The following is a 15005-nucleotide window of genomic DNA, read 5'->3' as shown; positions in this document are numbered from 1 at the left end:
TATGCCAAGATACCAACGCATAAGCTTCGCCCAATCCCCATGGGGGAGCAGATTGGGAATGACAAATGACAATGACATAAGACGAATGAAAAAAAAATCTATCCCTAGCTTTTGGCGAATATTACATCGCTTCGCCCCCTATCTTCAGAAACAAAGTTTACTCTTAATCACGGCGGGATTCGCTCTATTCGCTGAGGTAGTGTTGCGATTACTTGAACCGTGGCCCCTGAAGTTTGTTTTTGACTATATTTTAATTGATACTCCTGATGCAAATATTGGTATTCTAAATCGTTTTGAACCAGTAACATTGCTAACTCTCTCGGCTTTAGGGGTAATCGCCATCACCGCACTGCGAGCAATGGCATCTTACTGGAGTACCGTGAATTTAGCCCTAGCAAGTAGCCGTATTTTAACTGAAATTCGCGAACAACTGTATCGCCATCTTCAGTGCCTATCTCTTTCCTACCATACTAAAGCCAGAAGTGGTGATTTATTAGTGCGAATCAGCACCGATACAACCCGATTGCAAGAAATTGTCCTAACCGCCGTCATGCCCCTTATCGTCAGTATTCTGACACTCTTGGGTATGATTGGGGTCATGGTTTGGATCGATCGCGATCTAACATTACTAGCATTAATCACCTTACCATTCTTTTGGTTCGCCGCCACCCGTCTGAGTGAGCGAATCCAGCAAGCCTCGCGTCAGCAGCGTCAGCGTGAGGGGGCTGTCGCCGCCACTCTAGCCGAGTCAATTAGTGCGATTAAATTGGTGCAAGCCCTTTCCCTCCAAGACGCTTTCGCCAATGTCTTCTCCCAAGCCAATCATCGCAGTCTCAAGGAAAGTGTAAAAACCCAACGCTTATCCGCTAGCTTAGAACGTACTGTCGATGTAATCATTGCCATTGGTACAGCCATTGTCCTGTGGTACGGTGCCAGATTAGCATTACGAGATAATCTCACCCCTGGAGATGTTCTAGTTTTCTTAACCTATCTCAAACAAGCCTTTAAACCGATACAGAACTTTGCTAAATATACCGGGCGACTATCAAAAGCGGTAGCCTCTGGGGAGCGTGTTTTAGACATTTTAGATGAAACACCAGAGATTAGCGATTCCCCATTTGCCATTGTCGCGCCTCCATTTCAAGGAGTTGTCCGATTTGATTGTGTCAGCTTTGCCTATCAAGCCGGTAATCCCTTACTCAAAGGGATTGAATTAGACGTAAAACCGGGACAAAAAGTGGCTCTCGTGGGCACCTCTGGGAGTGGTAAATCGACACTTGTGAGCCTACTTTTGCGTCTGTATGACCCCAGCGAAGGGCGAGTCATGATTGATGGACGAGATATTCGTGACTATACCATCAAATCATTGCGAACTCAAATTAGTGTCGTCATGCAAGACAGTTTACTCTTTGCCGCCACCGTTTGGGAAAACATCGCTTATGGAGTACCCAATGCTACCCACGCCGAGATTGAAGCAGCAGTGCGTCTTGCCAATGCTCATGAATTTGTCGAAGCGCTTCCCCAAGGCTACGACACCATCTTAGGTGAGCGAGGTTCCACCCTCTCCGGGGGACAACGTCAACGTTTAGCCATAGCGCGAGCCGCCATTCGCAAAGCCCCCATTCTCATCCTCGATGAACCCACCACAGGTTTAGACAAACATAACGAAAAAGCCGTGATTACCGCCCTAGAAAGCGTAGCCAAAAACCGCACCACCTTCCTCATCACCCATGACTTAACCCTCGCCGCTCGTGCTGATTTAATTCTCTACATGGAAAACAGACAAATACTTGAACAAGGAACCCATTCTCAACTCATGCAACTCAATGGAAAATATACCAGCTTATATCAAATGCAATCTCCAGCCGATAGAGAAAGCAGAAGGCAAGACATAAACTTACAAAGGACAAGAAAACAATAACTATTAACACAGCACTCCAATCATTTCCCCTTATTCCTCCAACTTCCCCAACCCTTCATCCAAATCCCCCCAATACCTCTGCGCCCCTCTGCGCTTACCTCTGCGTACCTCTGCGTTAAAAAAACATCATTTCGACGCCACCAATTTAACCCCAATCACAAGTCGATCATCAATCTAAAATCGTCAATCTCATGACCATTCCAGTAATCGATCCATTCAACATCACCACCGATCCAAACCTGTCATTCCTTACCGCAGCCCTTAACCCAATCACCGTCCAGCAAGAACTTAGCAAAAACCTACCACAACCCCTTCAAAAAAGCAACCTTTGTGCCATTCGCGTAATTCGCCACAAACCCGGACGGCGTTGTTTAATAGAATATAACCTAACAAATCCTAATCATTCCACCATTCCCATCACCCTTCTCGGTAAAGTACGGGCAAAAGGCACCGATTTTAAAAGCTATCAACTCAACCAAACCCTTTGGCATAGAGGATTTATAGACAATAGTAACGATGGCATTAGTATACCCGAACCCATCGGAGTAATTCCTAAATTTCAGATGTGGCTTCAGCGCAAAGTTACCGGAGTAACCGCCACAAATTTACTTCCCCAAGCCAAGGGAATTCCCTTAGCTAAACACATTGCCGAAGCCATCCATAAATTACATCAAGCCAAAATTTCGCCCCAGCGTCGCCACACAATGGCAGATGAAGTGCGAATTTTGCACGAACGTCTCCCCCTAGTCGCTCAACTCAAACCTCAGTGGGAAAACCGTTTGGAGAAAGTTCTAGTTGGGTGCGATCGCGTGGCGGCGATGACCCCAGAACCGCAATTTTTAGGTATTCATCGCGACTTTTATTCTGACCAAATTATTGTCGATGGAACTCGCCTGTATTTACTGGATCTGGATTTATATTGTCAAGGCAATCCCGGCTTAGATATTGGTAATTTTATTGGACATATCACCGAGCAAAGTTTGCGGACGTTGGGGAATCCAGAGGCATTAGTGGATCGAGAAAATGCTTTAACCGAGAGATTTATTCAGATTGCGGGTGAAGCCCTTATTCCTGCCATCCAGTCTTATAAAACCTTAACCTTAGTTCGACATATTTACATCAGCACTCAGTTTCCGAAACGGTGTCAATTTACCGAAACAATATTAGAACTGTGCGAACAACGTCTGGCGAAACATTTCAATTTTTTCCGAATGTAGAGGCAGTTTTTATAGATAGTATTAACCAGCTAAAACTGTGGAATAAATTTTACGATTAAATCCGGCGCATGTCGGTGGGCGCCCCTACAGTTTCTGGATGTAATGCTGATCTAAATTAAGTGTGTCACCTCAGAAGTCAACCAACTCTAGCTAAGTTTTAAATGGAAGATGATTGTAAAACGTTTATCTCAAAAACTAGGGCTTGTGATGTCTGTTTTACTTTGTCCTATGATGGGAACAAATACCACTCTAGCCAAGGAGTTTCTACCAACAGATATTAATCACAATAGTTCCATCATAGAGGAACCCACTAATCTGGGGATGAACGCCATTACACCCGTGTCTGAGCTATCCGATGTCAGTGCTGATGATTGGGCGTTTCAGGCGTTGCGATCGCTCATTGATCGCTATGGTTGTGTCACCGGATACCCCAATAACACCTATCGAGGGAATCAAGCCCTGACTCGCTATGAATTTGCCGCTGGATTAAAGGCTTGTCTAGATCACATTTATCAACAAAATGTCAACAGTACAACAAACTCAGTTTCCGCAAATGATCTAGAAACCCTGCAACGGTTACAACAGGATTTTGCTGTAGAATTAAGCACACTTACAGAACGGTTATACAACCTAGAAACTAGCACAACTCAATTAGAATCTCAGCAATTTTCTACCACGTCTGAATTAGAAGGAGAAGTTATTTTTGCGCTCAGTGGAGTTCAGGGTACAGAAAGAGCCGATGGAAGTGGTGAACCCATTGACGACAATCTTACATTTGGCAATCGCGTTCGCCTCACATTAGAAACGAGTTTTACCGGAAAAGATAGACTACAAATTCGTTTACAAGGTCGTTCTATTCCCGAATTTCAAGACGCAACAGGCACACAAATGGCGAATTTGGGGTTTGATGGAAATGATGACAATAAAGTCGAAATTGATGAATTAGAGTACCGATTTTTAGTCACTCCCCAAACCCAAGTGAGTTTGGGTACAGTAGGGATTGGGTTAGGTGATTTAATCCCCACCGTCAATCCTCTATTTAGCGGGAGTGGAGATGGTTCCATTTCTACCTTTGGGCGAGAGAATCCCATTCGCCGTCAAGGAGAAGGGGCAGGAATTGGCATTTCTCAAGACTTGGGTGAGTCTGTTAATCTAGCCTTGGGGTATGTTGCGATCGATGCGAATGAAGCTGATAATGGGATTTTGGGCAATGATACTTATGCTGCGATCGCGCAATTAACCTGGCAACCTAATGAAGTCGCGTCTTTAAGTTTCACTTATGCCCGTTCCTCGAATAGTTTTAATACGGGAACAGGTAGCGAATTAACCAGTGATCCGTTTAATCGCGATGCTGAAGACGTAATGGCTAATTCTTTCGCGGCTGAAGCCTCTATACGAGTCAATCCAGAATTTATTTTAGGCGGACGAATTGGTTTAATTCAAGCCCAGGCTAAGGACTTACCGGATCAACCCAATGCTAATATTTTAACCTGGGCAATGGTGTTAGCTTTGCCGGATTTGGGCAAAGAAGATAGTTTGGCAGGTATTGTAATTGGTCAACCGCCGAAGATTCTTGATAATGAACTGGGTACGGATTTTGAGGATCGGGATACAGCTTTACATCTAGAAGCATTTTACCGTTTTCCGCTTAATGACGATATCGCGATTACTCCAGGAGTTTTTGTGATTACTAATCCAGAACACAATGATGATAATAATACGATTTATGTTGGCACTATCCGAGTTACATTGACGTTTTAATCTTGATTTAACCTTAACCTGTAGGGTGGGTTAGGCGGTACTTAATTGAGAAAACAAACCCTTCAATCTTATATCCGCCGTAACCCACCACGTTACCGTTTCTTTCCGAGTGAACTAGCGATGAGGATTCCTGGAACTAATTAATCTTTTCCCCTTTCACGATACTGGGGCGAGTCGAGTAAATTAATGGATTTCCCCGTAACGATAGTTCAGCGACTCGCCCCTACAGGAGACATAGACATAATAGAAAAAATATTACCCCCCCTCTAACGGCAAAAGCGGTTCCTCTAGGGGACGGATAATCGTAGGGGCGGGTTCTTGTTCCGGTTGCTGAAAGATTCCCTGCAGCGCCTTTTCTAACGTTTCCGCCATAACAATGCGATTTTCATAGACAACAATTACCCGCGCTAAGATAGGTAGGCTATTGCGTTCGGCTTCTAGGTAAAGCGGTTCGACATAAAGCAACGATTGCTCAATCGGAATCACTAACAAGTTCCCCTGAATTGCTCGTGAACCCTGACGATTCCACAGTGAGATTTGCTGAGAAATTACCGGATCTTGATTAATTAAGGCTTCAATTTGTTCAGGTCCGTAAATCAGTTCTTGTTTGGGAAACTGATATAAGAATAATTTGCCATAATTCTCACCATCCGAACGCCCTGCTAACCAAGCAATTAAATTATTACGTGCCTGAGGCGTAAAAGGATGTAGGAGAATAAACTCCTCATCGATGGCGGTGGGTAGTTTCATAATCAGGTAGTACGGGTCCAGGGGTTGCAACTCCCTGCCGTAAATCTCCTGGGGAATCCGCCACTGGTCTTCCCGGTTGTAAAATACTTGGGGGTCAGTCATGTGATAGGTGAGCAACCGTTCAGACTGAACAGTAAAGATGTCTACCGGATAGCGAATATGACGTCGCAGCGCCGGAGGCATGGCATCTAGAGGTTGGAATAGCGTGGGAAAAATCTTTGTCCAGGTTTGAATAATTGGGTCGTCGGGGTCGGCAACATAGAATGTAACATTGCCGTCATAGGCATCAATGACGACTTTCACGGAGTTGCGGATATAGTTAAACTCATTATCACCAGGATCGGAATAGGGATAATGATCGCTGGTGGTGTAGGCGTCAACAATCCAGTAAAGATAGGTTTGTTCGGCTTCGGTTTCCCCACCCTGAGGATTAACGGTGACGATATACGGATCGCGATCATAGTGCAAGAACGGTGCGATCGCGCGAATTCGTTGGTTGATGTTGCGACGGAATAATACCTTAGTTTCTGGCGTAAAGTTGTCCGTAAACAGCATTTTCCAGTCTTTGAGATACTCAGCAAATAATAGCCTGCGCCAGAGTGAACCAATGCTGACCCCACCATCGCCATCGTAGGTATTGTAAACATTATCCTCACCACTGGGATAATCAAATTCCTGAACATTGGTGGGAGTCATCACATAATTTTCTGTGAGTTGTCCGTAGTAAATTCGGGGCGCCCCAATGGGAATACTTTCGCGAATCAGTTCACTAGACGTGGATAAATCTCCACCAACACCGGGATCAGCACCAGTGCCAATATCTTTAACAAAATAGTTAGGTAATCCCCCATCACCCACCCGATTCACGGGACTCATGGTAAAGCCATAGCCGTGGGTATAAACTAAGTGTTGGTTGACCCAGGTTTGGGCTTGTTCGGGAACGGATTCGTAGGATAATTCCCTGGGTGCAATAATCACCTGTTGCTTTTCAAGGGTGAAACTGGGTGCGGGTACGGTTAGAGAAGTATCTGTGTCTTCTGCTTCTAATTCATCGCCTTCTTCTCCATCAAAAGAAGGGGGAACACCACTGACTTCTAAGGGTAGCCTGTAGCGGTCAATATCAGCGTCGGGAAATTCGTAGTAGAGGCGGATACGTTGTAGCTGACGATTAGTTTGCAGGATGGGACGAGCATCCCAGAGGCGGATATTGCGAATCGTTAAAATGTTTTCATCTAAATCAGCACTGGTGAGTTCGCCTTCGGGGTCAAAGATTTCCACATTAATACTATCAAGGTCAAAGGCAGCTCGACTCAGGGCGATACTCCGTTCAATATAGGGACGTTCCCGTTCCAGTTCATTCGGCTGCACGCCAAACCGTTGCACCGTTGCCGGAATTAGCCAGCCTGCGATCGCGACCATCATCACATACAATCCCAATAGGGAAAGTGTGCCCAAGCCACTCTTGTGCAGCAACTTAAAACCGATTATCGGTCTCAGGAGTAAAAATAGAGCAATCCCCAGGGCGAAAATACTCAATCCCGTATTAATAGGTAACTGCGCGTTAACATCTGTATAGCTGGCACCATAGGTAACGCCACGAGTGGAATACAACAGTTCATAGCGCGATAGCCAATAATGAAACGCCACCGTCGCCATCGCCAAGGAACCCAATCCGTGTAAATGATAAAGTTGATGACCAGAAAATCCGGGAAAACGCCCCTGAGACAAGCTATCTCCAGATACCAAATAGGTTAAGGTTGCGGCAACTAAACCGAACAGAAATAATCCCCCCAACCAAAAGTCCAACAGTTGCCACACCGGAAGTTTAAAGACATAGAAACTAATATCCGTGCCAAAGAGGGGTTCATTAGCATTAAAGGCTGTTGGCTGGAAATACTGCAAAATCCTGCCCCATTGTCCCGATACCACTAAGGCAAAAACCACTGAAAAAGCAACAGCTATCGCCGTTAACCAGAACTGAGAATTAACCACCAATGCGATGACAATGATTACTAGGACAATAAGTTGTATAATTTGTGCCAGCAACTGTAGCACTATATTTCCTATGGAACTCCAATCAAAAGGGGGCGGTAGTGATGGCGTTACACTGGGCAAATTAAAATCAGCTTGCCAAAGGGAGATAGCCACTTCGCCGTAATGTAGTAGCATTACCCCCACGATTACGTCGAGGCATAGTACGAGTGGTAAAAGTAATCCTAACCTCAGCGCTAACGCTCCCTTTTGAATGTTGAAGGGTTTGGAGTCTTGTGTAGGAGTCATTGGTATCGTCGGATTGAGTTGAGTATTCCCCGGAGGTATCCTCCTGGGGTTACCCATCTCCTTGGCGATAGCGGCGGGATACTTTAGCCGATTGGCGAGAAACAAGTTACTGAGTAAAAATCCGGCGGATAAGCAACCCACAAACGCCCACAACCCTAGCTGAGTCAGTAAGCGTAACCAGAACGCCGATAAATAGTCAAGCTCAATGAACCATAAAATTTCCGCAACCAGGTGAGCCAGCAAATCCCAGGCTAGCCACAACCCCAGAAGCAGGATGATGACTCGAAAAAGAATGTTCCAGAAGCGTTTAAACATGTTGCGGAGCGAGCAGCGATAGTATCCTCTATCCAAACTTTATCGTTATCGCTTCACTAACGCACAAAAAAATAATCACCTGTAGACCTGTAGTGGCGTGGCACACCTTAATTGGTGGATTAGCATTGTAGGGGCGCATGGCGTGCGCCCAATTTCACCGTCAAATCTATTCGATTACTAAGGGTGTAAAGGTGACGCCAATTTTACACCATGCGGATGTTCCATCGGGTTTTGTCCCTGAAGCCGACGAAATAACTTTTATTTCCTCGTTTTATTTCTTTGATCCTGATGGCATTTTGCTCGAATTTGCCGCTTATGTACGCGAGTTAGGTGATTCGGTGCGCGATATTCAACACCAACCCGCTACCGCCGCCTCGGTTGGGGGATGATACCATCCACTTATAACCCTCTTCCTCGACAATTGTAGAGACGTTGCATGCAACGTCTCTACATCGTTATACACATTTTTGTGAGCGATCGCATCAGGTAGCCTCCCATTTTCGTAACCTGTAATCCTGGCATTTTACCCATTTCCCTCTTATCACTGGTAAAATTCCAGGGAGCAAGTGCAATGAGAATTGTAAAGAAAGATGTGGGTAATGGACAGCTCGTTATTTAAGCATCTACTATTAGTCTAATCTTCTTACTTGAGCAACCGCGTACTTGTCGTCCGTGTGTCGAAGGTCGATCAAGGTTAGCTGGAAAATTTTAGGTTGAATCAGACCTGGAAATCGTCCGGATAGGTTGCCGTTGTTATTGAAGGATAAAGCTTATTGTCCCAAGAATAGATTAATATGAAGAAAATCTTTTCCCGTCGCAGCGTAGCTCGCCAGGTTCGTGAAGAAGCGGCTGAAATTGCATTTTTGCGCCCCCATCCTGACCATTTAAATAATGCTGAGGAGTCGGCTTACCGGAATGGTAATAACGAACTCAGTTATATTGCTAATTATTCAAAAGGTTTACCCCATAATGATTTGGGGGAAGTAGACCCCAAAGCTTACCGAATTTTACTCAAAGCTTTGTGTAGTGGAAATCCTGACGATTTTGAGGCAATACCACGGGGCTGTACTCGCGGCAAATTAGAGTTATCTGAATCGAGTTCTGAGAAAGATAAAAAGAAACCCCGTGGTTGTCGTCGATTTATCAATCCGCAAGCCGGGTTAGCCTTTGATTTAGAAGGACCCGACGCTCAGTCATTGGCGATTCGCCCAGCTCCCCGTATTGATGGTGCAGAAAATGCTTGTGAAGCCATAGAACTTTACTGGATGGCGCTGTTACGAGATGTCAACTTTACCGAGTTTAACGATAACGGTGACATTGAAAAAGCCGCCGCAGAACTCTCAAACTGCTCTGACTTCCGGGGACCGAAAGAAGATGGGAAGGTGACACCGGATGTGATTTTCCGAGGGTCTACGCCAGGAGATGTCGTGGGTCCTTTTATCTCGCAATTTTTGCTCAAAGATATCCAATATGGCACCCAGACAATTAGCCAACGCCAACGGACGGTTGTTCCCAATAAAGACTTTATGACCGATTCCAAAACGTGGTTGGCGGTGCAAAATGGCTTTGATTTCAGTGGTCAGGATAAATTTGACAAAGTGCCACGCTATATCCGGAATATGCGGGATTTAGGCAATTATGTGCATTTTGATGCGCTCTATCAAGCCTATTTGAATGCTTGTTTGATTTTGTTGGATATGAAGGCACCGTTTGATCGGGGAAATCCATATCTTTCGTCAGAGAATCAGGATGGGTTTGGGACTTATGGGGGACCGCATATCCTCAGTTTAGTCACAGAAGTGGCGACGCGAGCCTTAAAAGCGGTTTGGTATCAAAAATGGTTTGTGCATCGGCGGCTGCGCCCTGAAGCCTTTGGTGGACTGATTCACAATCTTATGACGGGACAGGCAGAGTATCCAATTCATCCAGAGATTCTCAATTCCCAAGCACTTAAAGCGATGTTTGATAAGAATGGTACTTATCTGCTACCGCAAGTGTTTCCGGAAGGATCACCGACTCATCCTGCTTATGGTGCAGGACATGCGACAGTGGCGGGGGCTTGTGTAACGATATTGAAGGCGTGGTTTGATGAGTCCTATCAGATTCCCAACCCAGTGGTGCCGAATGAGGATGGGACTGAATTGGTTTGTTACATGCCTTATAGTGGACCTGGTACAGAGGTTCTCACTGTAGGCGGGGAATTGAATAAGGTAGCGGCAAATATTTCCATTGGTCGCAATATGGCAGGTGTACACTGGCGTACAGACTACACAGAATCGATAAAATTGGGAGAAGCGATCGCGATCGGGATTTTGCAGGAGCAAAAGCTGACCTATAACGAGGATGGCTGTTTCTCACTAACCAAGTTTGATGGTACAGCGATTACCATCTAATTTTGAATAGCAGCATCAGAATTTAGTAGAGACGTTGCATGCAACGTCTCTTGTCCCCAGTTATTTGCCCACTGCTCTAGTTGTTATAGTTGACCGCCACTTGATATACTCTTCCCCAACCTGCCATGCTGACAACCACCAACCGCCTGACTCTTGAAGAATACTTGAAGTATGACGACGGGACAGACACTTGCTATGAACTGGTTAATGGAGAGCTAGTCCCGATGAGCTTGGGTACTGGAAAACATGGAGCCATTTTAAAATTCTTGGAACGCACCTTTGATAACCAATGCGCTCAAGTAGGACAAGAATGGACAGCCTTGGCTGGAGTCGTCGGTGTGCGTTCTCCCCGCGCTGGTAGATGGGATACCGTTCGTATTCCCGATGTCGTTGTGATTCCTCTAGAACAGTGGCGTAACCTGCAAAATCGCGAAGCCGTTATTGAATTAAATGAACCCCCACCTCTACTCGTTGTTGAAGTCGTCAGCGAATCAACGAAAAGCACCGACTATCGTGCAAAACGAGCCGAATATAGCGTTTTAGATATTCCTGAATATTGGATTGTTGATCCTCTAAATGCTAAAGTCACGGTTCTCACGTTAGTCGAAGGTTGGTATGACGCGGTGGAGTTTGTTTGCAGCGATTTGATTCAATCGGGGATATTTCCTCGCCTCGAACTTACGGCTGAACAACTATTAGGTGGTAATGTTTAATTCAGCCTGATCATTTCTTTGTAACATTACTGCCACGACTGTTGAGTTTGAACATATTATACCGCGATCGGCAGGTAAAGAGACGGTGTTTGATAATCTTTGTTTGGCTGATCTAATCTGCAATCAGGCGATCGCTCAAATTTGACTTATCCGTTACATTCGCTACCAAATGCGTTGCTATTTTCTAACCGCAGAAAATGTAGCCGCCCTGATGCCTCACCTGCAACAATTGTGATCCCATCAGGTGCAACAGCACAAGCAAGTAACTCACCATCTCCCTTAAAACTGGCAACAATCTTTCTAGTCTCCAAATCCCAGACTTTGAGCATTTTATCATTTGAAACAGAAATTATCTGTTTGCCATCCGGTGTGACTGCCACAGCATTTACAAATTCGGTATGACCTTCTAGAGTGAAAAGTTCTTCTCCACTTTCCAAATTCCAGATTTTGATACTGTTATCCCAGGAAGCGGAAATCAGTTGTTTGCTGTCTGGTGTTACTACCAAATATTCTACTGAACCAGTATGTCCTTCTAGGGTGAAAAGCTCCTTGGCTGTTTTGACATTTCCGATTTTTTTAATATTCCAAATTTTAATATTCCAAATTTTAATATTATTGGCAGCTAACCCAGTAATTAACGCTTTGCCGTTCGGTGTCATTGCTACAGGATATATCAATCTTGTTTGACTTTTCAGGATAAATATTTGTTTTCTAGCTTTCAGACTCCAGACGCGAATAACTCCATCATAGGAAGCAGAAATTATATTTTTACCATCCGGAGTCACCACTAAAGATTCTACTGAACGATTAGATCCTTTTAGACGGAACACTTCCTTTCCCCTTTTTAGATTCCACACTCGAATTGTTTTGTCCTGTGAACCCGAGATCACTTGTTTACTGTCTGGTGTTACTGCCAAAGCCTTTACCGTATCAGTATGACCTTTTAGGGTGAAAATTGATTCTGATGTTTCTAAATTCCAGACCTTGAGAGTGTTGTCTTCTGAAGCCGAAATCGCGTGCTTGCTGTCCGGTGTCACTGCCAAATCATATATCGAATCAGTATGACCTTTTAAATAAAAAAATTCTCGTCCTGATTCAAGACTCCAAATTTTAATAGTTTCGTCATATGAACCAGAAATCACCTGCTTACCATCGGGTGTTACTGCTACAGTTCCTACCCAGTCGCTATGACCGATGAGCGGTAAAAGTTCTTTTCCTGTCTCTAAATCCCAGACTTTGATAATGATACGTGAACTAGCAATCAAGCGCTTACCATCAGGAGTCACTGCCACGGATTCTACTGAATAGTTATGACCTCTGATAGTAAGAACTTCTCTTTCTGTTTCTAGATCCCAAATTTTGATAGTTTCGTCATGCGAACCAGAAATTATCCGCTTACCATCTGGTGTCACGGCTACAGATTCAACCCATTTTGTATGACCATGGAGTGTTAATAATTCTTTACCAGTTGCCAGATTCCATATTTTTATGGTGTTGTCAGCTGATGCAGAAATCACCCGCTTACCATCTGGTGTCACGGCTAAAGCTGCTACCCTGTCTGTATGACCTATTAGGGTGAAAACTTCCTCTTCAATTTCCAGATTCCAGACTTTAAGAGTCTTATCATGTGAACCAGAAATAATACACTTGCCATCGGGTGTCACCGTTACAGTGTCTACCGAACTAGTATGACCTTTTAGGGTAAAAAGTTCCTTTTTAGTGTCCAAATCCCATATCTTGAGAGTTTTATCCACTGAACCAGAAATTACCCACTTGCCATCCGGTGTTACTGTCACAGATTTGACTATCCCCGTATGACCATTGAGACTGAAAAGCTCCCTTCCCGTTTCTAGCTTCCATACTTTGAGAGTGTAATCCTCAGCACCGGAAACCACTCGTTTGCCATCTGGTGTCACGGCTACAGAATTTACCACTGCGCTATGACCAGTGAGAGTACGCCGTAATGGTGTACCTGGCGGCATCAAGCTAGAGGTTAAAGGACGTAACCAGGGCGAGTTCTGTGGTTTTGCTTGCGCCAAGAGTGCCTGAATTCCTGGCAATTCAAACGCCATCAACCTCCCCCAAAATTGTCCGGCTAGTTGGTTTTTGTCGGCGGCTAAGATATACGCTGATAGCCGAAGCGCATCTTCAATTAAGGTGAGGGTTTTGGCTGGGGCGGGGAGTTCGTCTCCTGGCTTTTCCGAGAAAGGAGAGGGAGTAAAATTGCCGACGAATTCATAATCCTGAATCAGCGCCTGCACATCCAATGCATCTAATTTAGCCTCGATAAAATCAAAATCAGTTAGCAAACGATACAATCGCTCAAACTGTCCCGCTTCACCAAAATGAGTGGGTAGGGTTTCTAAGGTATAGAGTCGCTTTTCTGGTGACATTGTTGCGAGTTTTTGCTTTAATTCACCCATGACTATCTTGGTTGGAAGTATATCTGGAAATGGAGAGACGAGGACAAAGGGGAGAAGAGTATCACAGAACTCACGGAATTGAGTCGTGTAGATCCCCCTAAATCCCCCTTTTTAAGGGGGACTTTGATACCAGTGGTTGTTAAGTTCGTGAGGTAAATTATTGGTTATTTTATCCATTGTCGCTGATTAGTTATCCTTTTTCTGTAATTTAGGTATACCTTATAAACCTGTAATATGCTGTAATTTATTGTTCTCCTGTACCATAAAAGCGAAGCAACATCTGGTCTCCCCCATGGAACAAAAAGCGAAGCAACATTTGGTCTCACCCATGGAACAAAAGCGAAGCATCCTTTGGTCTCCCCCTTTTGAAGGGGGACGGAAGGGGGATCTAATAGGGGGACGGAAGGGGGATCTAAAAAGGTAAGAGGGGGATCTCAAGGGAAGAGGGGGATCTATAAAAGAAGAGGAGGATCGGCACAACAGTTGATGGATCAATAATAACAAACTGAACAGGTGAGTTAATATCAACCTCCAGCATTAATCACTCTCTCACTCGTTAAATCAAAATCCGGTAGCATCGGTGAGATAATCTGCTGATTACCCTGAAAAACCCTCTCCTCATAAAGCCCTTCTACCCACTCCAATACTGTAACCCGTTGTTGTAGTGGGTCAACAATCCAATATTCAGCAATCCCCCGCGCTGCATATTCAGAACGTTTGTACCGATAATCTCGGTCTGAATTTTCTCGTCCCGGTGACACCACCTCAACCACTAACTGAGGCGGGGGCATATCAATAATTATTGTAGACCGACTTGCCCCCTCTAACGCCGTTGCCAGTTCCTCAGAAAGTACCATTAAATCGGGTAAGCGCGTTGTTGCTCGTGAACCACTCACCACAATTTCCGCCCCAATTCGCAAGCGATAGGAGGGAATTCCTTGTTGGAGAAAATGGCTCAGTAAAAACATGACAATGCGCTGATTTAAATCGCTTTCTGGTGGCATAACGATTAATTCTCCATTAACCAGTTCATACTGGGTATCTGTTCCGTCGTTATAGTTAAGATACTCCTCAAGTGTCATTTTCTGGGATGTGATGGTCATGATTGCTGTGTCTCCTTAAAAATTCAATTGTATAATCTGTAATTTGGTTGTACTGGTAATAACTCAGATAGGGGTGAGGTGGGAATTATTACTCAAAATATAATTTATGCAATTTGAGGATTCAAATCC

At 44.6% G+C, this 15005-nt stretch carries 10 protein-coding genes; 7 read left to right on the top strand and 3 right to left on the bottom strand.

Annotated elements, in window-relative coordinates:
- Window positions 1-85 precede the first annotated feature (85 nt).
- The 3 genes from RID09_RS22770 (at window position 86) to RID09_RS22760 (ending at window position 4899) form a co-directional block, all read left to right on the top strand.
- Window positions 86-1921 (top strand): ABC transporter ATP-binding protein, encoded by a 1836-nt coding sequence (locus tag RID09_RS22770; RefSeq protein ID WP_446338199.1) that lies wholly within the window; start codon window positions 86-88, stop codon window positions 1919-1921.
- 191 nt (window positions 1922-2112) lie between these two features.
- Window positions 2113-3138 (top strand): phosphotransferase, encoded by a 1026-nt coding sequence (locus RID09_RS22765; RefSeq protein WP_446338198.1) that lies wholly within the window; start codon window positions 2113-2115, stop codon window positions 3136-3138.
- 228 nt (window positions 3139-3366) lie between these two features.
- On the top strand, window positions 3367-4899 hold the full coding sequence (locus RID09_RS22760) for an iron uptake porin (protein WP_446338197.1): 1533 nt from the start codon (window positions 3367-3369) through the stop codon (window positions 4897-4899).
- A 255-nt stretch (window positions 4900-5154) separates the two neighbouring features.
- Here the strand turns inward: RID09_RS22760 and RID09_RS22755 are convergent, their stop codons facing one another.
- Window positions 5155-8244, bottom strand: a complete 3090-nt coding sequence (locus RID09_RS22755) for a UPF0182 family protein (protein WP_446338196.1) — start codon at window positions 8242-8244, stop codon at window positions 5155-5157.
- A 137-nt stretch (window positions 8245-8381) separates the two neighbouring features.
- Here RID09_RS22755 and RID09_RS22750 point away from each other — a divergent pair, with 137 nt between their 5' ends.
- The 4 genes from RID09_RS22750 (at window position 8382) to RID09_RS22735 (ending at window position 11495) form a co-directional block, all read left to right on the top strand.
- A complete protein-coding gene (locus RID09_RS22750) occupies window positions 8382-8633 on the top strand; it encodes a hypothetical protein (protein WP_446338195.1) in 252 nt (83 codons plus the stop codon).
- Window positions 8634-9038: 405 nt separating this feature from the next.
- On the top strand, window positions 9039-10637 hold the full coding sequence (locus RID09_RS22745) for a vanadium-dependent haloperoxidase (protein ID WP_446338194.1): 1599 nt from the start codon (window positions 9039-9041) through the stop codon (window positions 10635-10637).
- Window positions 10638-10762: 125 nt separating this feature from the next.
- Window positions 10763-11350 (top strand): Uma2 family endonuclease, encoded by a 588-nt coding sequence (locus RID09_RS22740; protein WP_446338193.1) that lies wholly within the window; start codon window positions 10763-10765, stop codon window positions 11348-11350.
- A gap of 25 nt (window positions 11351-11375) precedes the next feature.
- Window positions 11376-11495, top strand: coding sequence for an HNH endonuclease (locus RID09_RS22735; RefSeq protein WP_446338212.1), 120 nt, complete (start codon window positions 11376-11378; stop codon window positions 11493-11495).
- Between the two features lies 1 nt (window position 11496).
- Here RID09_RS22735 and RID09_RS22730 read toward each other — a convergent pair whose 3' ends face one another.
- Both RID09_RS22730 and RID09_RS22725 read right to left on the bottom strand, forming a co-directional pair.
- Complete coding sequence (locus RID09_RS22730) at window positions 11497-13773, bottom strand: beta-propeller domain-containing protein (protein ID WP_446338192.1); 2277 nt, start codon at window positions 13771-13773, stop codon at window positions 11497-11499.
- 524 nt (window positions 13774-14297) lie between these two features.
- Entirely contained in the window at window positions 14298-14876 is a 579-nt protein-coding gene (locus tag RID09_RS22725) for a Uma2 family endonuclease (RefSeq protein ID WP_446338191.1), read from the bottom strand.
- Between the last annotated feature and the right edge of the window lie 129 nt (window positions 14877-15005).

It is taken from the genome of Coleofasciculus sp. G1-WW12-02 (assembly GCF_040219735.1).
Taxonomy (GTDB): Bacteria; Cyanobacteriota; Cyanobacteriia; order Cyanobacteriales; family Coleofasciculaceae; genus Coleofasciculus.
This window is presented reverse-complemented; position numbering and strand designations above follow the sequence as displayed.

Coding starts and splice junctions, on each gene's coding strand:
- RID09_RS22770 (WP_446338199.1), top strand. CDS start 86: ATGAAAAAAAAATCTATCCCTAGCTTTTGGCGAATATTACATCGCTTC.
- RID09_RS22765 (WP_446338198.1), top strand. CDS start 2,113: ATGACCATTCCAGTAATCGATCCATTCAACATCACCACCGATCCAAAC.
- RID09_RS22760 (WP_446338197.1), top strand. CDS start 3,367: ATGATGGGAACAAATACCACTCTAGCCAAGGAGTTTCTACCAACAGAT.
- RID09_RS22755 (WP_446338196.1), bottom strand. CDS start 8,244: ATGTTTAAACGCTTCTGGAACATTCTTTTTCGAGTCATCATCCTGCTT.
- RID09_RS22750 (WP_446338195.1), top strand. CDS start 8,382: ATGGCGTGCGCCCAATTTCACCGTCAAATCTATTCGATTACTAAGGGT.
- RID09_RS22745 (WP_446338194.1), top strand. CDS start 9,039: ATGAAGAAAATCTTTTCCCGTCGCAGCGTAGCTCGCCAGGTTCGTGAA.
- RID09_RS22740 (WP_446338193.1), top strand. CDS start 10,763: ATGCTGACAACCACCAACCGCCTGACTCTTGAAGAATACTTGAAGTAT.
- RID09_RS22730 (WP_446338192.1), bottom strand. CDS start 13,773: ATGGGTGAATTAAAGCAAAAACTCGCAACAATGTCACCAGAAAAGCGA.
- RID09_RS22725 (WP_446338191.1), bottom strand. CDS start 14,876: ATGACCATCACATCCCAGAAAATGACACTTGAGGAGTATCTTAACTAT.